Consider the following 23055-nt stretch of genomic DNA (forward strand, 5'->3'; position numbering starts at 1 on the left):
TATCTCTTACTTCTTACCGGTCTTACCAACCTTGCGGCGGATAACTTCATCAGAATACTTGATTCCCTTGCCCTTATACGGCTCAGGAGCTCTCTTCTCTCTGATAATTGCTGCAAACTGGCCAACCTTTTCTTTGTCTATACCCTTGACGATGATAGCGTTACCATCAACTACTGTCTCGATTCCTTCAGGATCCTCGAGTTCAACAGGATGTGAATATCCAAGGGTCAAGGTGAGTTTCTTGCCGCTCTTTGCTGCTCTATAACCTACACCATTAACTTCAAGTTTCTTCTCATAGCCATCTGTTACACCAACAACCATGTTGTTCAGAAGACTTCTTGAAAGTCCGTGAAGAGCTCTTGTCTTCTTCTGATCATCAGGTCTCTTAACTTCGATCTGACCATCTTTCTGTTCGAACTGCATCTCTGCAGGGAAAACTCTCTCAAGAGTGCCCTTAGGACCTTTAACAGTCACCTTATTATTTTCTGCAACTTCTACTGTTACACCAGCAGGAACTGCGATTGGCATTTTTCCGATTCGTGACATGCCCGTACCTCCAATTTACCAAACGAATGCAAGAACTTCGCCACCAACCTGGAGCTCTCTTGCTTTTTTATCAGTTACAACACCCTGGTTTGTAGAGATGATAGCGATTCCGAGACCGCCAAGTACTCTCGGAAGATCCTCTCTGCCTGCGTATACACGAAGACCAGGCTTGGAAATTCTCTTCAGACCAGTGATGACTCTATCATTTCTGTCAGCACCGTACTTGAGTGTGATGTGAAGAGTCTTGAAACCGTTCTCTTCAACTACATCAAGCTTCTTGATATAACCTTCGTCAAGAAGAATGTTTGCGATTGCAAGCTTCATCTTTGATGAAGGAACGTCAACAGTATCATGCTTTGCAGTATTAGCGTTACGAATTCTTGTAAGCATATCTGCAATAGGATCATTCATTGCCATTTTTGAAAAAGCCTCCTTATTTTCTATTATTGCTTCGCCTTACTGTGCCCGTCTGCACAGAGACACGAAGCCGCAATGTTTTATATTACCAACTAGCCTTACGTACACCCGGGATCTCACCCTTGTAAGCTAACTCACGGAAACAAATTCTGCAGATTCCGTATTTTCTAAGATAAGCATGCGGACGTCCGCAGATTCTGCAACGGTTATAACCGCGTGTAGAAAACTTCGGTTTCATCTGCTGTTTTACCTTCATGGATAATTTAGCCATGTGTTCGATTCCTCCTTAATTACTTAGCGAAAGGCATGTTGAAGAGTGTTAAAAGCTCACGAGCCTCTTCATCAGTCTTGGCAGTTGTTGTGAAGATGATATCCATACCTCTTGTCTTATCAACCTTATCGTACTCGATTTCAGGGAAGATAAGCTGCTCCTTGATACCAAGTGCATAGTTTCCTCTACCATCGAACGCGTTCGGGTTAACACCACGGAAGTCACGTACACGAGGAAGTGCAAGGTTAACAAGGCGATCCATGAACTCATACATCTTCTCACCACGAAGAGTTACTTTACATCCGATCGGCATACCCTCTCTTATCTTGAAGTTAGCGATGGACTTCTTTGCCTTAGTGTAAACAGGCTTCTGACCAGCGATAATCTGCATATCGTTAGCAGCGTTCTCAAGAACCTTAGCGTTCTCTTTAGCTTCACCTACAGCCATGTTTATAACGATCTTATCGAGCTTCGGAACTTCCATAACGTTCTTGTAACCGAACTTCTTTGTCATAGCGTCCACGATCTCGTCTTTGTATAAATCTCTATATCTACTCAAAGCTCCTTACCTCCTTTCTTATTTGTCAATGACATCACCAGTTGACTTTGCGATACGAACTTTTTTGCCGTCCTCAACCTTAAAACCAACACGTGTTGCCTTTCCCTTATGAACATACATAACATTGGAGATGTCCATGGGAGCTTCCTGCTGAATGATACCACCGTTGGGGTTGGAAGCAGAGGGCTTTGTGTGCTTTGTTACCATGTTAGCACCCTCTACTACTACCTTACCATTCTTTGTGTCAACGGAGAGTACCTTGCCTTCTTTATCTTTGCTCTTACCAGCGATAACCTTAACAGTATCGCCCTTCTTAATCTTACTTGTAGACATTCGGTGCCTCCTTATAATACTTCCGGAGCGAGAGAAAGAATCTTCATGTATTTCTTATCACGAAGCTCTCTTGCAACGGGTCCAAAAATACGAGTTCCCTTCGGGTTACCTTCATCATTGATGATAACAGCAGCGTTCTCATCAAAACGGATGTAAGAACCATCCTTACGGCGAGTCTCTTTAACAGTACGTACTACAACTGCCTTAACAACATCACCCTTCTTTACAACGCCGCCTGGTGTTGCTTCTTTAACCGAAGCAACAACTACATCGCCGATTCTCGCATATCTTCTTGTAGAACCACCCATAACACGGATTGTTAAAAGCTCTTTAGCACCTGTGTTATCAGCAACTCTAAGTCTGCTTTCCTGCTGAATCATGTTATTTCTCCTTTTATAATCAACAATCTGAAAACCATCCGCTAATTACTTAGCACGTTCAATAATCTGAACCAATCTCCATCTCTTATCCTTAGACATGGGTCTTGTTTCCATAACCTTGACTGTATCACCTATACGACATTCATTGTTCTCATCATGAGCCTTCAGCTTATAGGTTCTTTTTACAATCTTCTTGTAAAGAGGATGCTTTACATGATCTTCGATGGAAACAACGATGGTCTTATCCATCTTATCGCTTGTTACTTTACCAACACGCGTTTTTCTTAAATTTCTTTCCACGATATATCTCCTTTCAGGATTCCATTACTTTGCAGCATTCTGTGTAATAACAGTCTGAATTCTTGCAATGTTCTTTCTAACCTCTTTAATTCTTGCTGTGTTATCCAGCTGGTTAGTTGCATTCTGGAATCTCAGATTAAAAAGTTCCTTTTTAGCTGATACAAGCTCCTGATTAAGTTCCTCAGCAGACTTAGCCTTCAGCTCTTCTACATACTTATTAGTTTTCATTGGATGCACCGCCTTCCAAATCAGCCTTTGATACGATCTTACACTTGCAAGGAAGCTTGTGAACTGCGAGACGAAGTGCCTCTCTAGCTACCTCTTCATCGACTCCGCCGATTTCAAACATAACACGTCCAGGCTTAACAACAGCTACCCAGTAATCTACAGAACCCTTACCGGAACCCATACGAGTTTCAGCAGGCTTTGCTGTAACAGGCTTGTCAGGGAAAATCTTGATCCATACCTGACCGCCACGCTTGATGAAACGAGTCATAGCGACACGGGCTGCCTCGATCTGATTAGAACGAATCCAGCAGGGCTCAAGCGCTACTATTCCATACTCACCGTATGCGATTGTGTTGCCGCGTGTAGCCTTACCAGCCATAGAACCGCGGAACTGCTTACGATGCTTTACTCTCTTCGGCATTAACATTATTTATCGCTCCCTTCCTTATCTGAATTCTCGGATGCTTTGGTGGGAAGTACTTCACCCTTATAGATCCATACCTTAACACCAACCTTACCATAGGTTGTATCTGCCTCAGCAAATCCATAATCAATATCTGCTCTAAGTGTCTGAAGCGGGATTGTTCCCTCGCTGTAGAACTCGCTACGAGCGATATCAGCACCACCAAGACGACCACTGCAGCAAGCCTTGATACCCTGTGCATCTGTCTTCATTGTTCTGCTCATGCAGGACTTCATAGCACGACGGAATGATACACGGTTCTCGAGCTGCTGTGCGATGTTCTCTGCAACAAGCTGAGCATCCTTATCGGGCTTCTTGATTTCCTTAATATCTACAAGAACCTTCTTATCTGTGATCTTTGAAAGTTCTTTCTTAGTAACTTCGATCTCTGCGCCACCCTTACCGATTACTACGCCGGGCTTTGCTGTATAAACGATTACCTTAACACGGTCAGATGCTCTCTCGATTTCGATCTTGGAGATGCCTGCCGCATAAAGCTTCTTCTTCAGAAACTTTCTGATCTTGTAGTCTTCAACAAGATTGTCTGCAAATTCATTATTATCTGCATACCATTTGGAATCCCAATCTGCGATGACGCCAACTCTCAGGCCATGAGGATTAACTTTCTGTCCCATTGAACTTACTATCTCCTTTCTTATCTCTCATCCAGAATCAATGTCAAATGGCTTAATTTCTTCTGAATTCTGTAAGCTCTACCCTGAGCTCTAGGCTGAATTCTCTTCATAATCGGGCCATTGCTTGCATTGCACTCTGCAATGTACAGATTTGCTCTGTTCATGCCGTTATTGTTCTCAGCATTAGCAATTGCAGAATTAAGTAACTTAAAAATTACGCTTGATGCATATCTCGGATTGTATTCCAAAATAGCAAGTGCTGTCTCAACGTCTTTACCCCTGATGGCATCCATAACAAAGCATGCCTTCTGAACAGGGATTCTTGCGTAAGATAACTTTGCTGAAGGTCTGTTGTCCTTCTGAGCATTTCTCTCTCTCTTAACTTGGGTTCTATGCGCTGTAGCCATAGAATAACCTCCTTTCACTGTTCAAAAACTGTAACCGGTCGATTTAGCGAACTCCGCCCTTCTTCTCGGCGCCTGCATGACCTCTATAGGTTCTTGTAGGAACGAATTCACCAAGCTTGTGACCAACCATATCTTCCGTTACATATACCGGAATATGTTTTCTTCCGTCATGAACAGCGATTGTGTGTCCAACGAAGGAAGGGAAAATCGTGGAACGACGGGACCATGTCTTAACGATTTGCTTCTGATTCTCTGCATTCATTGCATCGATCTTCTTAAGCAGGCTTGCGTCTGCGAAAGGTCCCTTTTTAAGTGATCTTGACATTGTCATTCTCCTCTCAAATAACTCAACATGGCTTATTTAATAGCCTTACCGTCTCTTCTTCTGATGATCATCTTGTTAGAAGCCTTTTTCTTCTTACGTGTCTTGTAACCAAGAGCAGGCTTACCCCAAGGTGTGCACGGACCGGGACGACCGATAGGTGCTCTACCCTCACCACCACCATGCGGGTGATCATTCGGGTTCATAACTGATCCACGAACTGTAGGACGGATACCCATGTGGCGCTTACGACCAGCTTTACCAATGTTGATAAGGTTGTGATCGATATTACCAACTGTACCGATTGTAGCACGGCACTCGATAGGAACAAGTCTCATCTCGCCAGAAGGAAGACGAAGTGTAGCATACTTACCTTCCTTAGCCATAAGCTGAGCTGAGTTACCAGCTGAACGAACGAGCTGACCACCTCTTCCGGGATAGAGCTCGATGTTATGTACGCTCTCACCGACAGGAATGTTTGCAAGAGGGAGGCAGTTACCGATACGAACCTCGGCTGCAGGACCATTCATGATTGTCATGCCATCCTTAAGTCCCTGAGGAGCAAGGATGTAAGCCTTTGTGCCATCCTCATACTCAAGCAGTGCGATGTTTGCTGTTCTGTTAGGATCGTACTCGATACCGATAACCTTAGCTGTGCACTCATCTTTATAACGCTTGAAGTCGATGATTCTGTATTTTCTTCTTCCACCGCCACCGCGATGTCTTACTGTAATCTTACCCTGGTTGTTACGTCCAGCGATTGAATTCTTAGAAACGAGGAGGCTCTTCTCGGGAGTCTTCTTTGTGATCTCTGAGAAATCAGAACCTGTCATGTTTCTTCTGGACGGTGTATATGGGCCGTATTTCTTAATTCCCATGATAATCTCCTTTTGTTTTTATCACGCACGGCTTGTGCCTGGATCCGGACTTTGATTGATCCTGTGCGTATAGTCTATTGGTTAATTAAAGTCCCTGGAAAATCTCGATATCCTTGCTGTCCTCGGTAAGCTGTACGATTGCCTTCTTAACCTTAGCAGTTCTGCCATAAGTCATTCCGCGTCTCTTAAGCTTTCCGTTAGCATTGAGAGTGTTTACCTTAGCAACCTTAGCGCCATCGAACATCTTCTCAACAGCTTCCTTGATCATTGTCTTGTTAGCTTCAGGATGTACGAAGAAAGTGTACTTTTTCTCACCCATAGCGTTCATGCTCTTCTCTGTGAGCACGGGCTCAAGGATTACGTCATAATACTGAATAGCTGCCATTATGCATACACCTCCTCAATCTTAGCAACTGCGTCCTTTGTAAGAACGAGTGTCTGTGCATTTACAATATCATATACATTGATTGTATTTGTAAGTGCTGTCTTTACTTCAGGAAGATTGCTTGCTGACTTAACAACCTTAGCATCGTTATCTGCAAGAACAACGAGTGCCTTACGTGTAGCCTTAAGGTTTGTCATAACCTCTGCAAACTTCTTTGTCTTAAACTCATCCATCTTGAGCTCGTCAAGAACGATAAGCTTACCTGTCTGAACCTTATCAGTGAGTGCTGACTTAAGAGCAACTCTCTTCTCTTTCTGGTTCATCTTGAAAGAATAATCTCTCGGAGCGGGTGCGAATACTACACCACCGCCTGTCCACTGAGGAGCTCTTGTTGAACCCTGTCTTGCATGACCGGTTCCCTTCTGTCTCCAAGGCTTACGACCGCCTCCGCTAACCTCGGAACGAGTCTTTGCCTTCTGTGTACCCTGACGCTTGTTAGCAAGCTGCTGAACTACTGCCAGATGTACAAGATGTTCATTTACTTCAACTCCGAAGATGGCATCGTTAAGTTCGATGTTGCCAACTTCTTTGCCTTCCATATTGTAAACAGATACGTTAGCCATCTGTATGTTCCTCCTTTCGAAAAGTTTATGCCTCAACCTTTGTAGTTTCCTTGATTGTTACAAGTCCCTTCTTCGGTCCGGGTACTGCGCCCTTTACAAGGATCAGATTCTTGTCAGCGTCTACGCGAACAACCTCAAGATTCTGAACTGTTACCTTAACGCATCCCATGTGACCAGGCATTCCTTTTCCTTTGAATACACGGCTCGGATCAGAACTGGATCCGTTAGAACCCTGATGACGGTGGAACTTGGAACCATGGGCCATAGGTCCTCTGTGCTGACCATTCTTCTTAATTGCGCCCTGGAATCCCTTACCCTTGGAAGTTGCTGTAGCATCGATCTTGTCGCCAGCAGCGAAGATGTCAGCCTTGATCTCGCTTCCAAGCTCATACTCAGATGCGTTCTCGAACTTGAACTCGCGAACGAATCTCTTGCAGGAAACGCCAGCCTTTTTGAAGTGACCCTGCTGAGCCTTGTTTACACCATGTGCATGTACGATTGTCTTCTTGCCGTTCTTGTCTCTGTTGATGATCTTTTCTTTCTTATCAACATAACCAACCTGAACTGCACTGTAACCATCGTTCTCAACGGTCTTGATCTGTGTTACTACACAGGGGCCTGCCTGCAGAACAGTTACAGGTACAAGTGAACCGTCTTCGTTGAAGATCTGTGTCATACCGATCTTCGTAGCTAAGATAGCCTTCTTCATTGTATTTACCTCCTTATTACATCTACAGCGGATGCTTACATCGTTCGCAATGTCGCTTTAATTGCACATTGGCAATTCTCCAGTTTTCACGGCATCATGCGTCTTGCATCATACTAGTAGAGGTTTAACATTAGTAGCCGATGAATTATTTCATCTTGATATTGATATTTACACCTGCGGGCATCTCTAATCTCTGAAGAGCCTCAACTGTCTTAGGTGTAGGTGTGATGATATCGATAAGTCTCTTATGTGTTCTCTGCTCGAACTGCTCTCTGGAATCCTTGTACTTGTGTACCGCACGAAGGATTGTTACTACTTCCTTCTTAGTGGGAAGCGGTACAGGTCCGCTAACCTGAGATCCGTTCTTCTTGACTGTCTCGATGATCTTCTTGGCAGATGCATCAACAAGCTGATGATCATAAGCCTTAAGTGTAATTCTCATTACCTGATTTGCCATAAAAAAAGTCGCCTCCTTTTCGCACTTTAATTAGATAAGTACGACAAGCGGTGACTGTACACTCTCCCGTGTGTGTCGTGAACTTTCACATCCACAATCTTTTCACACGTCGTTTCTGTTCGCTAAGCTTCACAGACATATTGTTTGTACAGTGACTTGTCGTCAGATTGTCTGACCTTTAAGGTCTCTTGACATTCGCTCCACGGAAAACCTGCCTCACTGGATAAGGCAGCAACCTCACGCTTCACAGCTATCATGTCACAGCATTGATAAATATATCCTATTTCTTTTCCATATGCAAGCATTATTTTCAAAATTAATTACTTTTTACGTAAAATAAGCAATTTCGAGCATTTTGACTTGATGTTTTTTAATCTATTTCACCTGCATTGTTTCTTTTTTTCATATTTTATATAAAATCTATAAATGTTTCTTCTATATTATATGGAAGAAAACATGATTATTATATAATATGGAAGAAGAAAGCACATCTTGTTTTTATGTGACTGTATTTCTTCTATAAATAATGTTTGTTTTATCATTTTTAGTTTTAGGAGTCAAATATGTGGATTGCAGATAATTGGAAGGACTATGAGGTAATAGATACTTCTAGCGGCGAGAAGCTGGAGAGATGGGCCGACTATATGCTGGTGCGCCCCGATCCCCAGGTAATATGGAACACAGAGAAAAAGCACATGGGCTGGAAGAAATTCAACGCCCGTTATAATAGAAGCAACAAAGGCGGCGGTGAATGGGATTTTAGAAACCTCCCGGAGGAATGGACTATTAATTATAAGGAACTTACCTTCCATTTAAAGCCCTTCAGCTTTAAGCATACAGGACTTTTCCCGGAGCAGGCTGCTAACTGGGACTGGTTCTCTGAGCTTATCAAAAATGCAGACAGACCAATCAAGGTATTAAACCTGTTCGCATATACAGGTGGCGCTACAGTCTCCGCCGCAAAAGCAGGTGCAGCCGTTACCCACGTAGATGCTGCTAAGGGCATGGTTCAGTGGGCAAAAGAGAATGCTGCATCATCAGGACTAGCAGATGCTCCTATCAGATGGCTTGTGGATGACTGCGGCAAGTTCGTTGACAGAGAGCTTAGACGCGGCAACAGCTATGATGCCATAATCATGGATCCCCCTTCTTATGGAAGAGGTCCCAAGGGCGAAATTTGGAAAATAGAAGACTGCGTATATGATCTGATCCTTAGAAGCGCAAAGCTCTTATCAGATAAACCGCTTTTCTTCTTAATTAATTCATACACAACAGGATTACAGCCCGCAGTGCTTTCCTACATGCTCCATACAGCAATCGATCCACTTCACGAAGGATATGTGGAAGCTGATGAAGTAGGACTTCCCGTTAAATCAAACGGTCTGGTTCTTCCCTGCGGCGCAAGCGGACGATGGGTTGCAAAGTAATTTAAACCACGAAAAATAATAAATCCGAAAGCATACGTATTTACAAAGCCCAAAAACAAATTTATAAGCACAACAAAAAGGAAGGCACCAAAGCCTTCCTTTTATTATAGAAACCACATATTAAAAATTATCAATCATCATCTTCAAGCATTGCTCTCTGTTCTGCCTGAATCTCTCGCCTTATTATCTCCAGTGTCTCAGTGGATGCTCTTTCCTCTTCCTCTGTAGGAATCATATTGTATGGTGAACCGTCACCTGCATCAATACGTTCTCTGATCTGCTGCATTCTGCGGTCAAGCTGATTGATCAGATCCGCACTGAACTTCAGATCCTCTGAAATAAGCTCTGCGTTCTCGATGTCCTTTTTGTATTTCATCTTATGCTCAAGGCTTGCCCAGAAGTCCATTGCTATGGTTCTGAACTGAACCTCAACCTTCATGTATTCCTTTGTGTCCGTAAGGAATATGGGAATCTCTACTATAAGATGAAGGCTTCTGTAGCCACTGTCTTTGGGGACAGCGATGTAATCCTTCTCAACAAGGACTTCCACATCATCCTGCTTCTTAAGACAATCAGCCAACATATAAATATCATCAACAAAAGAACATATCGCTCTGCATCCTGCAATATCCGATATATTGTCCTGAATATTTTCAAGGGAAAAAGCAACGCCCTTTCTCTTTAACTTCTCGTAAATACTTACGGGTGTTTTAATTCTGCTCTTTATGTTTTCAAAAGGATTGCGGTTATATCTGAGTGTAAGCTCTTTGTTTAAAACCTCAAGTTTGGTTCTTACTTCCGATAAAGCACAATCATATTTCATCATCATCATCTGGAATTCCTGCACCTGCCCTCTCATAATAAGCAGCTGCTCGATTTCCTTCTGAGATATATTACTAACATTTAAAAGCGACTTTTGCTCATCAGTCATGAACGACCGATCAAGCTGAGTTAAGTCCAAATTACCAATAGCCATGGGCATTCCTCCAAGCTCTAACGTATGCCCCCTCAAAATGGGTGATCACGCTAATATTCCCCAAATGCGCTCGCCCATAAACCAATTATATCATCTAGAAAACTCTATTATATGAAATAAGTGTGAACCTTTGCCTCAGAAAAACTTATCTTTCATCAGCTATATCTTTATATGAAATAATTCTGTAATTCAGTGAAGCTCTCGGTCCTGCAAGCTCCTTAAGTCTGTCCTGCAAACGTCTGTGTACCAGCATGCACTCCTCGACACCGGTTCCGGTAAGAAGTACAAGGTACTGAGTTCTGGAGTATCTGCAGAAAGCATCGCCGTGACGAAGTGTCTCGTTTATAGCAACCTTAAGAGATTCCATTCTTCTCTCTGCTTTTTCTTCCTGTCTGATCTCTTTACCTTCATAATCGGCAATAGTCAAAAGCAGAAGGAATACTGTAAGTCCGTGTCTCTCCATGTTACGGCTAAGAATATGATATGAAGCACTCATCTCAGGGAAAAGACATTCATAAGGCTTATTATCCTCTTCTTCCACAAGCTCGCCGCCGATGGGATGATCCATGTAGTCATCCTGATCGCTGATACCAAGATCGGAAAAAGCAGAATCCTGCAGGTTCTGATAGCATCTCTGCATATTCTCAGTAGGAGAAACACCGAGCTCCTCAGCGTAGTATCTGACCATCTCTTCATAAAGAGCATAAGCCTTCTTATAGTCCTTCAGGAACATATAAGCTTCGATCTCACCTACCTGCCACTCACAGTCCTTATCGATGTCGGCAGCTGTATGATATACATAAGCCATCTCAGAATACTCTTCATTCTCCTTGTACTGAGCTGTCAGATAATCTACGCACTCATCATACATGGTCCTGTATTCTTCAGCCCTTCTTGAAATCCAGTAAAGATCATCAAGTTCAGGAAGGAAAGCTCCCTTATAAAGATCAAAGGCCTGCTTCATAAGCTCAGTCTTTTTCTTATCGGACTTCTGCTTTCTGGCTTCTCTGAAGAACTGTTCAAACTCAATTATATCGGAAGAGATATCAACATCCTGATCAATCACGTATCTTCCGTCAGAAATGGCAATAAGCTTTCCTCCGGGAATACCGGCTTTCTCAGCAACCTTCTTAAACTGATATACAAGGTTGTTAAGACTGTTATTGAGATTACTCTTTACGCCAAGATCATCAGAATAAATATCTTCCTGAAGATCCTCTTTAAGCACACCCTCTTCGCCGGCAACGCAGATTCTGGTTATCAGCTGGATATACTTAGATCCCTTATTCCTTCCCAGTGTGAGACTCTTGCCGTCACATTCAATTCCAAATCCCCCAAGTGTTGTTACTCTTATACTTATTTTTTTCATATCCCTCTCTCTTGCCTTCTGTCCTTGATAATCAAGATCTTTATGATAGGTTCAAATTACCGGATATATAATACTTATATCCTTTTTTCTTACAATAGTTCTTTATCTTTTTCTTTAGCCTTTTATTTTTAGTGTATTCCAAAAGGTAAACCTTCTTCTTACACTTTTTTACTTTTTTCAAATAAGAGGTGAAGTACTTCTCTGAGTCCTTATCACTCTTACCAAACTTGTTCTTATCGTAATCAATTATCCTGGTAAAAACACTCTCCTGGTTAACACCGTCAAGTATTCCGTCCAGAGAACCGTTCCTGTCGTAGTACTCGGTTACAAATGTATCTCCGCCGTTAATGATTACCTTGCCCTTTTTGGACAAGCCTTTCAATATAATCTCAAGTCCATCGTAGATACCGGGGCCAAATGCAGCATCCTTATACATATAATAGACATCTACATTATCAACGAAAAAACCATCAACGCCTGTTGCCTTAATCCTCTCAGAGAGATCATTAACAATGAAGTTCTGCCATTTTTCCTTGGATACATCAACCCATCGCTCATCTTCCCAGTTCTCATAAACATCGAGCATGACATCACTGAAATCATTATAGTAATCTCTATAATTCTCTATGGCTCCGACATTTATATAACTGTATACCTTATGCCCCGCCTTCCTGAGCTTACGTATGTCCTCTTTGGTAAAATCATTCTGAACATCGATCACGATGGTCTTATACCCGGCCAGTTTCCTCATAGTCTTCTTATTACTGTTAAGACTGAGGAAAACACCGTAATCATGGGCAAAAGTTTTCTTTGCTGATACTGTGCTTGCTGTCGCTGTAAAAACTCCCACAAGCATCATCAGTGCAAGTACAAATGCTATAAGCCTTTTTCTCATATTTATCCCTTGCTATCATAATATAATAAATATAGTACCTATACACCAAAATTTATTATACCATAAAGAAGATATATGAAATACCATCGTGTATCCAATTATCCTTTATAATTCTAAAATATCAAAGTTTCCACGACAAGATGCCACATGCAAATTATTGACATTTATCTGCATAAAATATAGATTAAAAAAATGGACAACGAAAGATTATTATTAGGACGAATTAAAGACCTGGCAAGACGTGCCTATGAAAACAACTACGTAACGCACACTGATTTTCTCTCACAGTCTGAGCTGTATGATGTAACTTCACTATGCGTATCAAACGGACTCATCACCGGAGAAAACCAGATCGAAGGTGTGGACTACTGCATATACGGAGGCATTGAAGATCCGGAAAGAGCAGTCATCTGCTTTCTCCCTTCATACCTTGATTCCGAAGCCTTCCTGTTACAGGAGCGCTCAGAAAGTGACGTTGTAAGCTGCATTCTGATAGAACCCGCTAACAGAAAATTCGCCGACGAGCTGACACACAGAGATTTCCTTGGATCTCTTATGAACCTTGGAATCGAGCGAAACAGAATTGGCGATATCAGAACAGACCAGACAAGAGGCTACGTATTTGTCATGAAGGATGTGGCATCGCTTATCTGCGATGAGCTTTGCCGAATAAAACACACCACAGTCAAATGCAAAGAAGTACCGGTTTCCGAATGTGATATCATTCCGGAGTTCAGGATTCTTGAGGGCACAGTTTCCTCTGAAAGGCTTGATGCGATTCTGGCTCTCGTTTACAAGCTAAGCAGAAGCAAAGCCCAGGATCTGGTGGAATCGGAATCTGTTTTCGTAGATGGCAAAACAGCCCACAGCGGCGGCTATGACCTTAAGGAAGGCTCAAGAGTCTCCGTAAGAGGCTATGGCAAATTCGTATATGACGGCGTACAAAAAGCCACCCGTAAAGGGCGGCTCTCCGTAAAAATCAAGGTGTATTGAGATTTCAAAATCTCATTACATCTTTTTTATTCTCTCAATCGCTTCGATGGTATTTTCCTTACTTCCAAAGCCTGTCAGTCTGAAGTAATGCTCACCTCCGGGGCCAAAGCCTGATCCGGGAGTACCAACTACATTTGCTTTTTCCAAAAGCATATCAAAGAACTCCCAGCTGGTCATGTTATCCGGTGTTCTAAGCCAGATATAAGGTGCATTTACGCCGCCTGACACTTCAAAGCCCGCCTCTTTTAAACCATCATGGATATACTTAGCATTCCACATATAATAAGCAATCTGCTCTTTTACCTGCTTCATTCCTTCCTCAGAATAAACAGCTTCTCCTGCTCTCTGAATAATGTATGGAGCGCCATTATACTTTGTTCCATGTCTTCTTGCCCACAAAGGCCAAAGCTCCTCGCCGCCTGTTTTAAGCTGCTTGGGAATAACCGTGTAACCAAGTCTAAGCCCTGTGAATCCGGCAGTCTTGGAGAATGATCTAAACTCGATGGCACAGTCCTTTGCTCCATCGCACTCATATATACTGTGGGGAACGCCCTCTTCGGAAATATATGCTTCATAAGCCGCATCGTAGAGAATTACAGAATCATTCTTATTGGCATAATCTACAAACTCCTGCAGCTTTTCCTTTGAAATAACAGCTCCGGTAGGGTTGTTGGGGAAGCACAGGTAAATAAGATCCGGCACCTCTTCGGGGAGCTCCGGTGCAAAGCCATTCTCAGCCTTACAGGGCATGTAAATTACGCCCTTATATCTGTCTGCAGCTGCATCAAACTCGCCTGTTCTTCCTGCCATTACATTGGAATCAACGTAAACAGGATATACAGGATCACACACTGCGATCACATTATCAAGTCCGAAAATCTCCTGAATATTACCGCAGTCGCACTTAGCTCCATCGGAAACAAAAATCTCATCCGGAGAAATATCACATCCCCTGACCTTAAAATCCTTTTCGGAAATAACCTTTCTAAGGAACTCATATCCAAGATCAGGAGCATATCCCTTAAAGGTAGAAGGATCAGCCATCTCATCAACAGCGCTGTGGAGAGTCTCTATAACCTTTGGTGCAATAGGTCTTGTTACATCTCCGATACCAAGCCTGATGATCTTTGCATCAGGGTTAGCTTCGCTGTATGCTGCAACCTTTTTAGCAATTCTGGAAAAAAGATAACTTCCGGGTAACTTCAAATAATTCTTGTTTATTGTAGCCATGATTAATTTTCAAAACTCCTCTCTGTTTTTAAAGATTTGAATATCCCATAAGGAATTCATCAACCTCTACAGCGCATGCTCTACCTTCTGCAATGGCCCATACTACGAGGGATTGTCCCCTGTGCATATCACCTGCGGAGAAGATTTTTGTACCTTCAATATGATAACCATTCTCATTTGTGATAACAATTCCCCTCTGACTTCTCTTTACATCAAAAGCATCAGCTGAGTAATCCTCGCATCCGATAAAGCCCGCTGCGATAAGGAGAATATCACACTTAAGTTTTTTCTCTGAACCCTTTACCTCTGTAAGCTTGCCATCCTTGAAGGTCACCTTTACGGTTTCTATCTCTTTGATAGCACCCTTTTTATCTGTGGTTATGCTCTTAACCGTGGTTTCATATACTCTTGGATCATCTCCAAATACGTGAATTGCCTCCTCATGACCATAATCAGTTTTAAGGGTCTTTGGCCACTCAGGCCATGGATTATTCTGAGCTCTTTCTACCGGTGGCTTTGGCATCATCTCAAGGGCAGTTACGCTTTTTGCACCATGCCTTAAAACTGTTCCGATGCAGTCGTTACCTGTATCACCGCCGCCTACGATCACAACATTTTTACCTGCCGCATCAATGTAACCGCCATGTTTTTTCAAGGCTTCTACCGACCTGTCCTCGGAATCCATAAGTGCCTTTGTAGTCTGTGTTAAAAAATCGACCGCAAAGTAAACACCCTTAACACTTGCAGGATCTGCTGCCGGAAGAGGTCTTGCCTTTTTAGCACCGCAGCACAAAACAACTGCATCGAATTCCTTAAGGAGCCCTGCTGCCTCCTTCTTATTTACATCCACGCCTGTATGGAAAACAACACCCTCTTCCTCCATCAAAGCTCGTCTTCTCTTAATAACGCTTTTATCAAGCTTCATGTTGGGGATTCCATACATGAGAAGTCCGCCGATCTCATCCTCTCTTTCAAAAACTTCTACCGTATGACCTCTGTGGTTAAGTTCATCTGCAACTGCTAGACCGGAAGGTCCGCTTCCTACTACTGCCACCTTTTTCCCGCTTCTGATCTCCGGTATTCTCGGGGTTATGTATCCATGATTAAAAGCTGTCTCTATCAGAAAAAGCTCATTGTCATGAACTGTAACCGCATCTCCGTTCTGTCCGCACATGCATGCCTTTTCGCAAAGTGCAGGACACACGCGTCCGGTGAATTCCGGAAAATTACTGGTCTTACGAAGTCTTGCAAAAGCATGATTGTCATGACCTCTGTAAATCTCATCGTTCCACTCAGGTATCAGATTATGAAGAGGGCATCCTGTAACCATGCCGCCAAGATTCATGGCAGACTGACAAAAGGGAACGCCGCAGTTCATACATCTTGCAGCCTGTTTTCTTCGCTCATCCGGGATAAGAGGCTTATGAAATTCTTCAAAGTTCTTCAGCCTCTCAGCCGGTGAAACATCCTTATTATTTGTTCTTTTATATTCAAGAAATCCTGTATCTTTTCCCATCTTTTTGCTCCTGTTTTTATGATAGCTCTTTAAATGCCTCAAGTACTGCGTGCTCGTGATCCATTCCCTGCTCCTCATGCCTTCCGATGGCTGTAAGCATCTTCTGGTAGTCGTTAGGAACTATCTTTTTAAAATCAGGAATATAATCATCAAAATTGCCCAAAATCTCGCGGCCGTACTCTGATCCGGTTTCCTTTACGTAGTCCTCAAGGATTCCGTAAAGCTCAGCGATATCATATTTTTCAGTAAGCTCACAAAGTGAAGCCATATCCTTGTTCATGCGAAGGTAAAGAGTATGCTCCTTATCAAGAACATAAGCTATACCACCGCTCATGCCGGCTGCAAAGTTCTTACCTGTCATTCCAAGGATTACAGCTCTTCCGCCTGTCATGTACTCAAGGCCATGATCGCCACAGCCTTCAGAAACAGCTATTGCACCGGAATTTCTTACACAGAATCTCTCTCCTGCTATGCCGCAAACATAGGCTTTACCTGCTGTTGCACCGTAAAGTGCAACGTTACCGATAATGATGTTTTCATGTGCTTTATAGGTAGCCTTTGTTGCAGGTCTTACAATGACCTTACCGCCTGACAATCCTTTTCCAAAACCGTCATTGGCATCACCGTAAAGCTTTATAGTCACACCCTTCGGAAGGAATGCGCCAAAGGACTGACCGCCGCCTCCGTGGGCCTCTATCATCACGGAATCATCGGGAAGTGTATTCTGATAATCCGCAGTTACTCTGCTGCCAAGAAGTGTTCCAAAGCTTCTGTCCGTACTGGATACATCCACCTTGATATGAGCATTCTTATCCTTCTCGTAGGCAGGTATAAGTACCTTTGAATCCAGAGTTTTTTCAAGTGCAAAATCATAAACATCTACAGGATCAAAATGGTTTTTCTCAGGACTTGTATATGCCTTATTAAGGATTCTGCTAAGGTCAGCGGCATCCTTACATCTTGCATCAGAAACTACTCTCATCTTAAGGCAGTCTGTTCTACCAACCATATCTGTGAGTTTTCTAAAGCCAAGCTCGCTCATGATCTCTCGAAGCTGTCTTGCAACAAAGAGCATGAAGTTCATTACGTATTCAGGCTTTCCTGCAAATCTCTTTCTAAGCTCTTCGTTCTGAGTAGCGATACCAACAGGGCATGTATCCTTGGAGCAAACTCTCATCATCATGCAGCCCATACATACAAGGGGCGCTGTAGCAAAACCAAATTCCTCTGCACCAAGAAGCGCTGCGATAGCAACATCCCTACCTGTCATCAGCTTACCGTCTGTCTCAAGGACAACTCTGCTTCTAAGACCGTTATCTAGAAGTGACTGATGTGCTTCACTGATACCAAGCTCCCAGGGAAGTCCCGCATGGTGAACTGAGGATGAAGGCGCTGCGCCTGTTCCTCCGTCATAACCTGACACAAGAATTACCTGTGCACCTGCTTTTGCAACACCTGAAGCAATTGTTCCAACACCTGCCTCGGATACAAGCTTAACTGAAATGCGTGCCTTATCATTGGCATTTTTAAGATCGTAAATCAGCTGCGCAAGATCTTCGATCGAGTAAATATCATGGTGCGGCGGAGGTGAAATAAGCGCTACGCCGGGAGTTGAAAAACGAGTTGCTGCAACCCAGGGGTATACTTTTTTACCGGGAAGATGTCCGCCTTCGCCGGGCTTTGCACCCTGTGCCATCTTTATCTGAATCTCTTTTGCGCTCTGAAGATACTGGCTTGTTACACCAAATCTACCTGATGCCACCTGCTTAACAGCGCTGTTTTTCTCTGTTCCAAAGCGTGCTGCATCCTCACCGCCTTCACCGGTATTTGATTTTCCGCCAAGTCTGTTCATGGCGATTGCAAGAGTCTCATGAGCTTCTTTTGAAAGTGAGCCATAGGACATGGCGCCAGTCTGGAAACGCTTTACAATCTCTTCCTCGCTCTCAACCTCATCAAGAGGCACAGGCTCTTTTGCAGGTACAAATGAAAGGAGTGCCCTAAGTGTATGAGGTCTTGATTCATCATCAACCATCTGAGTGTACTGTCTGAACATATCGTAGTCACCCTCTCTTACAGATCTCTGGAGAGTAATGATTGTCTTTGGACTGTACATGTGATCTTCTTTATCTTCGCCGCTTCTAAGAGCATGGAAACCGATGGAATCAAGGCTTGAATCCGTGGAAAGTCCAAGGGGATCAAATGCACTGTTATGACGAAATTCCACATCCTCACCAATCTCATTTATACCGATTCCGCCTACGCGGCTTGTGGTTCCTGTAAAGTATTTATCAACAAGCTCCTTTGAAAGACCAATCGCCTCAAAAATCCTTGCTGACTGATATGACTGAAGTGTGGATATACCCATCTTTGCAGCGATTTTTACAACGCCGCTAAGAAGAGCTTTATTATAATCTGCTATTGCAGTGTGATAGTCTTTATCAAGTATGCCTATATCGATAAGCTCTGCTATGCACTCCTGAGCAAGATAAGGGTGGATTGCTCTTGCACCAAAACCAAGCAGTGTTGCGATCTGATGAACATCTCTTGGCTCACCGCTCTCAAGAATAAGAGAAACTACCGTGCGCTGCTTTGTTCTTACGAGATGCTGCTCCACTGATGACACCGCAAGAAGCGAAGGTATAGGCATGTGGTTTTCATCAACTCCTCTGTCTGAGAGAATGATGATATTAACGCCGTCTGCCACCGCTCTGTCCACAGAAACATCAAGCTGCTCCAGTGCTCTTTCAACAGGAGTATTCTTGTAATAAAGAAGTGAGATTTTCCTTACCTTAAATCCCGGCTGATCCAGAGACTCTATTTTCATAAGATCAACGCCTGTAAGGATCGGGTTGTTCACTTCAAGAACTCTGCAGTTATCGCTCTTTTCCTTAAGAAGGTTACCATCAGATCCGATGTAAACCGTTGTATCCGTTACAACCTTCTCTCTAAGGGAGTCGATGGGCGGATTTGTAACCTGTGCAAAAAGCTGCTTGAAATAACAAAACAGCGGCTGGTGATGCTTTGAAAGCATTGCAAGCGGAATATCCGTACCCATGGAAACTGTAGGCTCGATGCCATTCATTGCCATAGGCATGATCTGATTTTTCACATCTTCATAGGAATATCCGAACACCTTGTAGAGCTTATCCCTCATAACCTGTGTGTGAGTCGGGATCTTTTTATTCGGTATATTAAGTGAATCCAGATGAAGGAGATATCTGTCAAGCCACTCACCGTAGGGTCTTGCCTTGGAATACTTCTCCTTACACTCCTCATCTGAGATTATGCGGCCTTCTCTGGTATCAACAAGGAGCATATGTCCCGGTGAAAGTCTGGACTTTTTCAGAATGTTCTCCTCGGGAATATCAAGCACACCAACCTCGGAAGCCAGAATAAGTCTGCCATCCTTAGTCACATAGTATCTGGAAGGACGAAGACCGTTTCTGTCGAGAGTTGCTCCGAATACTTCTCCATCTGTGAAAAGAACAGCCGCAGGGCCATCCCAGGGCTCCATCATGGTTGCATAGTAGTGATAGAAATCCTTCCTGTCCTTATCCATGAAATCGTTGTGCTTCCAAGGCTCAGGAATAGTAAGCATCATGGCAAGAGGCAGATCCATGCCATTCATATATAAAAATTCAAGGGTGTTATCAAGCATCGCAGAGTCAGAACCTGAAGATGCGATTACAGGATAAACCTTACCAAGATCATCGCCGAAAACATCAGAATCCATGGTCTCTTCACGAGCCAGCATTCTGTCACTGTTACCGCGGATGGTATTGATCTCACCGTTGTGTGCGATCATTCTGTAGGGATGAGCTCTCTGCCATGAAGGTGTTGTGTTGGTTGAAAATCTGCTGTGTACCATGGCAACGGCAGTATGATAATCCGGAGATAATAAATCCCCGTAGAAATTTCTAAGCTGACCTACAAGGAACATGCCCTTGTAAACAATGGTTCTGGATGAAAACGAACAGATATAGGTATCCTCTGAAGATTTTTCATACTCTCTTCTAAGGCAGTAGAGACGTCTGTCAAAATCAATACCCCTCTGAACATCTGAAGGTCTCTCAACAAAGCACTGGCAAATATAAGGCATGCAGTTTCTTGCAACCTCACCAAGAATTTCAGGATGTATTTCCACATCCCTCCATCCAAGGACCTTAAGGCCTTCCTTTTCAGCAATGACCTCAAGCATGCGCTTCGCGAACATTCTTTTCATGGAATCCTGGGGAAAGAAGAACATACCGATTCCGTAGTCCCCGGCTTTCTTCAGCTTAATGCCGATCTTAGCAGCTTCTTTTGAAAAGAATTTATGGGAAATCTGAATAAGGATGCCTACACCGTCTCCGACTTTTCCTGTTGCATCCTTACCTGCTCTGTGTTCAAGTTTCTCTACTATGGAAAGAGCATCATCTAAAACTTTATTGTCTGCACTTCCATCTATATTGATGACTGCACCGATACCGCAGGCATCACGTTCGTTCATCCAAGTATTCATAATAAATAAAAGCTCCTCAAAATTTTAAACTCTGTATGCCACCTCACCCGGTCAGGAGAACCTGGGCCGGGTGAGATGTACATTATTAGAAAAAATATGAAAGGTTATCTAAGTGAAAACAGCATCTGTCCGTATGTAGGATAGCTGAGATACTTATCAGGAATAAGTGCTTCAGCAGTATCTGCATATTTACGAAGCTCATCCATATCAGCAAGGATTGTCTTCTGATAATATGCTGCAGTTTCCAGAACCTCTGTCATTCCTTCAGCTGTCTTTGTGTCCTCTGCGAGCTTTGCAAGTGCCTTGCACATGTTAGCACCCTGCTCATCCAGAGTCTTAAGCACTCCTGTTTCAAGAGCACAATCTGCGCTTTCAAGTACACTCTTCTTCTGAAGAATTTCCTTTGTAAGATCCTTCTGGTATGCTACAAGACCTTCTGTAAGATCCTTTCTGATCATCTCCTGCATTGTAAGAGACTCGATATGGATTGACTTTGAGTAGTTCTCAAGCAGGATCTCATATCTTGAGAAAATCTCTTCCTTGGTGAAGATACCGTGCTTTGTGAAAAGCTCGATGGACTTATCAGAAATCCAGTGAGGCATTGCATCCGGAAGAGACTTAAGGTTAAGAAGTCCTCTCTTTTCTGCTTCTGCAACCCACTCATCTGTGTAGCCGTTACCGTTGAAAAGAACTCTCTTGTGTGCTGCAAGCTCTTCCTTAAGAACTTCAGCGATCTTTTCTTTAAGCTCGTCTCCGCTATAACCTTCAAGCTTCTCGTATAATCTGGCAACCTCTTCTGCAACTGCAGTGTTGAGAACGATGTTTGCATTTGCTACAGAAACTGCAGAACCGGGCATTCTGAACTCAAACTTGTTACCTGTAAATGCGAAGGGTGATGTTCTGTTTCTGTCTGTGTTGTCCTTTGTAAAGTGAGGAAGAACCTGAGCACCCATAGCCATCTGAACTTTTCCTGAGCCCTCGTATGCGGTTCCTGCTTCAACTGCCTTAAGTACTTCAGCAAGCTCATCACCTACGAAAATGGAGATGATTGCCGGCGGTGCTTCGTTTCCGCCAAGTCTGTGATCGTTACCTGCAGAAGCAACTGATAATCTGAGAACACCTGCATAATCATCAACTGCTGCGATAACTGCCATAAGGAAAACAAGGAAAGGAATATTCTCTCCGGGATGTTTTCCGGGATCTAACAGGTTAAGGCCTGTATCAGTGCAAACTGACCAGTTGTTGTGCTTACCTGAACCATTGATTCCCTCGAAGGGCTTTTCATGTAACAGGCATGCATAGTTGTGCTTATCTGCAACCTTCTTCATAACCTCCATTGTGAGCTGGTTGTGATCAACAGCGATGTTGGCTGTCTCGAAAACAGGTGCAAGCTCATGCTGTGAAGGAGCAACCTCGTTATGCTTTGTCTTAGCAGGAATACCAAGCTTCCAAAGCTCTTCATCAAGATCATGCATGTAAGCTGAAACCTTGGGCTTGATTACGCCAAAGTAATGGTCCTCCATCTCCTGCCCTTTTGATGCCGGAGCACCGATAAGTGTACGTCCGGTAAAAAGAAGGTCCTTTCTCTTTTTATAGAAGTCTTTATCTATAAGGAAATACTCCTGCTCAGAGCCGATTGTGGTGTTTACGCGCTTTACATCCTCATGTCCCAGGAGGTGGAGCATCTTTACTGCTTCTCTCGAAAGAGCTTCCATGGATCTAAGAAGAGGTGTCTTCTTATCAAGAGCCTCTCCTCCATAGGAGCAGAAAGCAGTCGGGATATAAAGTGAACCATCTTTAATAAAGGCAGGAGATGAAGGATCCCATGCTGTATATCCACGTGCCTCAAATGTAGCACGAAGACCGCCTGAAGGAAAACTTGAAGCATCAGGTTCACCCTTTACAAGCTCTTTTCCTGAAAACTCCATGATTACAGTTCCGTTATCAGCAGGTGAAATGAAGCTGTCGTGCTTCTCTGCTGTAAGGCCTGTCATAGGCTGGAACCAGTGAGTAAAATGTGTTGCACCGTTCTCTACTGCCCACTCTTTCATAACAGCGGCAACTGTGTTTGCAACCTCAAGTTCCAGGTGACTACCCATCTCTATTGTTTTGTGTACTGCCTTGTAAATATCCTTAGGCAGACGCTGTTTCATTACCTTGTCATTAAAAACAAGACATCCATATTCTTCTGTAAGTTTGCTGGCATCAATCATATCTTCCTCCTTTTGTACGGCT

Annotated in this window: 26 protein-coding genes; 2 read left to right on the top strand and 24 right to left on the bottom strand. The window is 43.3% G+C overall.

Features of this window, described 5'->3' with window-relative positions:
- Positions 1-6 precede the first annotated feature (6 nt).
- From rplF to rpsJ, 17 genes are all read right to left on the bottom strand, one after another.
- On the bottom strand, positions 7-546 hold the full coding sequence (gene rplF, locus G610_RS0118165) for a 50S ribosomal protein L6 (RefSeq protein ID WP_026496971.1): 540 nt from the start codon (positions 544-546) through the stop codon (positions 7-9).
- Between the two features lie 15 nt (positions 547-561).
- Positions 562-963, bottom strand: a complete 402-nt coding sequence (gene rpsH / locus G610_RS0118170) for a 30S ribosomal protein S8 (protein WP_026525901.1) — start codon at positions 961-963, stop codon at positions 562-564.
- Positions 964-1048: 85 nt separating this feature from the next.
- Positions 1049-1234, bottom strand: a complete 186-nt coding sequence (locus G610_RS0118175; protein WP_026496969.1) for a type Z 30S ribosomal protein S14 — start codon at positions 1232-1234, stop codon at positions 1049-1051.
- Positions 1235-1253: 19 nt separating this feature from the next.
- Positions 1254-1793, bottom strand: a complete 540-nt coding sequence (gene rplE / locus G610_RS0118180) for a 50S ribosomal protein L5 (protein WP_026525902.1) — start codon at positions 1791-1793, stop codon at positions 1254-1256.
- 18 nt (positions 1794-1811) lie between these two features.
- Entirely contained in the window at positions 1812-2126 is a 315-nt protein-coding gene (gene rplX / locus G610_RS0118185) for a 50S ribosomal protein L24 (RefSeq protein ID WP_026496967.1), read from the bottom strand.
- Positions 2127-2137: 11 nt separating this feature from the next.
- Positions 2138-2506 (bottom strand): 50S ribosomal protein L14, encoded by a 369-nt coding sequence (gene rplN / locus G610_RS0118190; protein ID WP_026493610.1) that lies wholly within the window; start codon positions 2504-2506, stop codon positions 2138-2140.
- Positions 2507-2551: 45 nt separating this feature from the next.
- Positions 2552-2806, bottom strand: coding sequence for a 30S ribosomal protein S17 (rpsQ, locus tag G610_RS0118195; protein WP_026496966.1), 255 nt, complete (start codon positions 2804-2806; stop codon positions 2552-2554).
- Positions 2807-2830: 24 nt separating this feature from the next.
- Positions 2831-3034 carry a 50S ribosomal protein L29 gene (rpmC, locus tag G610_RS0118200; RefSeq protein WP_026496965.1) on the bottom strand — a complete coding sequence of 68 codons (204 nt, stop codon included), beginning with the start codon at positions 3032-3034 and terminating at the stop codon, positions 2831-2833.
- Positions 3024-3461 carry a 50S ribosomal protein L16 gene (rplP, locus tag G610_RS0118205; RefSeq protein WP_026496964.1) on the bottom strand — a complete coding sequence of 146 codons (438 nt, stop codon included), beginning with the start codon at positions 3459-3461 and terminating at the stop codon, positions 3024-3026. Before rplP ends, rpmC begins: the two co-directional genes overlap by 11 nt.
- Positions 3461-4132 carry a 30S ribosomal protein S3 gene (gene rpsC, locus G610_RS0118210; RefSeq protein ID WP_026496963.1) on the bottom strand — a complete coding sequence of 224 codons (672 nt, stop codon included), beginning with the start codon at positions 4130-4132 and terminating at the stop codon, positions 3461-3463. Before rpsC ends, rplP begins: the two co-directional genes overlap by 1 nt.
- Positions 4133-4152: 20 nt before the next feature.
- Complete coding sequence (gene rplV / locus G610_RS21625; RefSeq protein WP_035793715.1) at positions 4153-4539, bottom strand: 50S ribosomal protein L22; 387 nt, start codon at positions 4537-4539, stop codon at positions 4153-4155.
- A gap of 43 nt (positions 4540-4582) precedes the next feature.
- Entirely contained in the window at positions 4583-4864 is a 282-nt protein-coding gene (rpsS, locus tag G610_RS0118220) for a 30S ribosomal protein S19 (protein WP_022761335.1), read from the bottom strand.
- Between the two features lie 32 nt (positions 4865-4896).
- The gene (gene rplB / locus G610_RS0118225) at positions 4897-5739 is read right to left on the bottom strand and encodes a 50S ribosomal protein L2 (RefSeq protein WP_026496961.1); all 843 of its coding nucleotides are present in this window, start codon (positions 5737-5739) and stop codon (positions 4897-4899) included.
- Between the two features lie 85 nt (positions 5740-5824).
- Positions 5825-6124, bottom strand: a complete 300-nt coding sequence (gene rplW, locus G610_RS0118230) for a 50S ribosomal protein L23 (protein ID WP_026496960.1) — start codon at positions 6122-6124, stop codon at positions 5825-5827.
- Positions 6124-6747 (bottom strand): 50S ribosomal protein L4, encoded by a 624-nt coding sequence (rplD, locus tag G610_RS0118235; RefSeq protein ID WP_026525903.1) that lies wholly within the window; start codon positions 6745-6747, stop codon positions 6124-6126. Before rplD ends, rplW begins: the two co-directional genes overlap by 1 nt.
- A gap of 25 nt (positions 6748-6772) precedes the next feature.
- Complete coding sequence (gene rplC, locus G610_RS0118240) at positions 6773-7456, bottom strand: 50S ribosomal protein L3 (protein WP_026525904.1); 684 nt, start codon at positions 7454-7456, stop codon at positions 6773-6775.
- Between the two features lie 145 nt (positions 7457-7601).
- Positions 7602-7913: a 30S ribosomal protein S10 gene (gene rpsJ / locus G610_RS0118245; RefSeq protein ID WP_022761340.1), complete on the bottom strand. Its 312-nt coding sequence runs from the start codon at positions 7911-7913 to the stop codon at positions 7602-7604.
- A gap of 563 nt (positions 7914-8476) precedes the next feature.
- On the opposite strand from rpsJ, the gene G610_RS0118250 reads away from it, so the two are divergent.
- Entirely contained in the window at positions 8477-9340 is an 864-nt protein-coding gene (locus G610_RS0118250) for a class I SAM-dependent methyltransferase (protein ID WP_026525905.1), read from the top strand.
- Positions 9341-9470: 130 nt separating this feature from the next.
- Here G610_RS0118250 and G610_RS21630 read toward each other — a convergent pair whose 3' ends face one another.
- The 3 genes from G610_RS21630 to G610_RS0118270 all read right to left on the bottom strand — a co-directional run bounded on the left by G610_RS21630 (position 9471) and on the right by G610_RS0118270 (position 12580).
- Positions 9471-10316, bottom strand: a complete 846-nt coding sequence (locus G610_RS21630; protein WP_081667612.1) for a GTP pyrophosphokinase — start codon at positions 10314-10316, stop codon at positions 9471-9473.
- A 145-nt stretch (positions 10317-10461) separates the two neighbouring features.
- On the bottom strand, positions 10462-11685 hold the full coding sequence (locus tag G610_RS0118265) for a bacterial transcriptional activator domain-containing protein (RefSeq protein WP_026525906.1): 1224 nt from the start codon (positions 11683-11685) through the stop codon (positions 10462-10464).
- A gap of 40 nt (positions 11686-11725) precedes the next feature.
- On the bottom strand, positions 11726-12580 hold the full coding sequence (locus G610_RS0118270; protein WP_026525907.1) for an endo alpha-1,4 polygalactosaminidase: 855 nt from the start codon (positions 12578-12580) through the stop codon (positions 11726-11728).
- Between the two features lie 192 nt (positions 12581-12772).
- Here G610_RS0118270 and G610_RS0118275 point away from each other — a divergent pair, with 192 nt between their 5' ends.
- Positions 12773-13573, top strand: coding sequence for a YlmH family RNA-binding protein (locus G610_RS0118275; RefSeq protein WP_026525908.1), 801 nt, complete (start codon positions 12773-12775; stop codon positions 13571-13573).
- 15 nt (positions 13574-13588) lie between these two features.
- Here the strand turns inward: G610_RS0118275 and G610_RS0118280 are convergent, their stop codons facing one another.
- The 4 genes from G610_RS0118280 to G610_RS0118295 all read right to left on the bottom strand — a co-directional run bounded on the left by G610_RS0118280 (position 13589) and on the right by G610_RS0118295 (position 23033).
- Complete coding sequence (locus tag G610_RS0118280) at positions 13589-14803, bottom strand: LL-diaminopimelate aminotransferase (protein ID WP_026525909.1); 1215 nt, start codon at positions 14801-14803, stop codon at positions 13589-13591.
- A gap of 28 nt (positions 14804-14831) precedes the next feature.
- Positions 14832-16319, bottom strand: coding sequence for a glutamate synthase subunit beta (locus G610_RS0118285; RefSeq protein ID WP_026525910.1), 1488 nt, complete (start codon positions 16317-16319; stop codon positions 14832-14834).
- Between the two features lie 16 nt (positions 16320-16335).
- Complete coding sequence (gene gltB, locus G610_RS0118290) at positions 16336-20820, bottom strand: glutamate synthase large subunit (RefSeq protein ID WP_026525911.1); 4485 nt, start codon at positions 20818-20820, stop codon at positions 16336-16338.
- 104 nt (positions 20821-20924) lie between these two features.
- Positions 20925-23033: a glutamine synthetase III family protein gene (locus tag G610_RS0118295; protein WP_035793711.1), complete on the bottom strand. Its 2109-nt coding sequence runs from the start codon at positions 23031-23033 to the stop codon at positions 20925-20927.
- Positions 23034-23055 lie beyond the last annotated feature (22 nt).

Origin of the sequence: Butyrivibrio sp. MB2005 (assembly GCF_000424285.1) — a bacterium.
Lineage (GTDB): Bacteria > Bacillota > Clostridia > Lachnospirales > Lachnospiraceae > Butyrivibrio.

Excerpts from the sequence above, each read along its gene's own strand:
- rplF (WP_026496971.1), bottom strand. The coding sequence starts at position 546 with ATGTCACGAATCGGAAAAATGCCAATCGCAGTTCCTGCTGGTGTAACA.
- rpsH (WP_026525901.1), bottom strand. The coding sequence starts at position 963 with ATGGCAATGAATGATCCTATTGCAGATATGCTTACAAGAATTCGTAAC.
- G610_RS0118175 (WP_026496969.1), bottom strand. The coding sequence starts at position 1,234 with ATGGCTAAATTATCCATGAAGGTAAAACAGCAGATGAAACCGAAGTTT.
- rplX (WP_026496967.1), bottom strand. The coding sequence starts at position 2,126 with ATGTCTACAAGTAAGATTAAGAAGGGCGATACTGTTAAGGTTATCGCT.
- rplN (WP_026493610.1), bottom strand. The coding sequence starts at position 2,506 with ATGATTCAGCAGGAAAGCAGACTTAGAGTTGCTGATAACACAGGTGCT.
- rpmC (WP_026496965.1), bottom strand. The coding sequence starts at position 3,034 with ATGAAAACTAATAAGTATGTAGAAGAGCTGAAGGCTAAGTCTGCTGAG.
- rplP (WP_026496964.1), bottom strand. The coding sequence starts at position 3,461 with ATGTTAATGCCGAAGAGAGTAAAGCATCGTAAGCAGTTCCGCGGTTCT.
- rpsC (WP_026496963.1), bottom strand. The coding sequence starts at position 4,132 with ATGGGACAGAAAGTTAATCCTCATGGCCTGAGAGTTGGCGTCATCGCA.
- rplV (WP_035793715.1), bottom strand. The coding sequence starts at position 4,539 with ATGGCTACAGCGCATAGAACCCAAGTTAAGAGAGAGAGAAATGCTCAG.
- rpsS (WP_022761335.1), bottom strand. The coding sequence starts at position 4,864 with ATGTCAAGATCACTTAAAAAGGGACCTTTCGCAGACGCAAGCCTGCTT.
- rplB (WP_026496961.1), bottom strand. The coding sequence starts at position 5,739 with ATGGGAATTAAGAAATACGGCCCATATACACCGTCCAGAAGAAACATG.
- rplW (WP_026496960.1), bottom strand. The coding sequence starts at position 6,124 with ATGGCAGCTATTCAGTATTATGACGTAATCCTTGAGCCCGTGCTCACA.
- rplD (WP_026525903.1), bottom strand. The coding sequence starts at position 6,747 with ATGGCTAACGTATCTGTTTACAATATGGAAGGCAAAGAAGTTGGCAAC.
- rplC (WP_026525904.1), bottom strand. The coding sequence starts at position 7,456 with ATGAAGAAGGCTATCTTAGCTACGAAGATCGGTATGACACAGATCTTC.
- rpsJ (WP_022761340.1), bottom strand. The coding sequence starts at position 7,913 with ATGGCAAATCAGGTAATGAGAATTACACTTAAGGCTTATGATCATCAG.
- G610_RS0118250 (WP_026525905.1), top strand. The coding sequence starts at position 8,477 with ATGTGGATTGCAGATAATTGGAAGGACTATGAGGTAATAGATACTTCT.
- G610_RS21630 (WP_081667612.1), bottom strand. The coding sequence starts at position 10,316 with ATGGCTATTGGTAATTTGGACTTAACTCAGCTTGATCGGTCGTTCATG.
- G610_RS0118265 (WP_026525906.1), bottom strand. The coding sequence starts at position 11,685 with ATGAAAAAAATAAGTATAAGAGTAACAACACTTGGGGGATTTGGAATT.
- G610_RS0118270 (WP_026525907.1), bottom strand. The coding sequence starts at position 12,580 with ATGAGAAAAAGGCTTATAGCATTTGTACTTGCACTGATGATGCTTGTG.
- G610_RS0118275 (WP_026525908.1), top strand. The coding sequence starts at position 12,773 with ATGGACAACGAAAGATTATTATTAGGACGAATTAAAGACCTGGCAAGA.
- G610_RS0118280 (WP_026525909.1), bottom strand. The coding sequence starts at position 14,803 with ATGGCTACAATAAACAAGAATTATTTGAAGTTACCCGGAAGTTATCTT.
- G610_RS0118285 (WP_026525910.1), bottom strand. The coding sequence starts at position 16,319 with ATGGGAAAAGATACAGGATTTCTTGAATATAAAAGAACAAATAATAAG.
- gltB (WP_026525911.1), bottom strand. The coding sequence starts at position 20,820 with ATGAATACTTGGATGAACGAACGTGATGCCTGCGGTATCGGTGCAGTC.
- G610_RS0118295 (WP_035793711.1), bottom strand. The coding sequence starts at position 23,033 with ATGATTGATGCCAGCAAACTTACAGAAGAATATGGATGTCTTGTTTTT.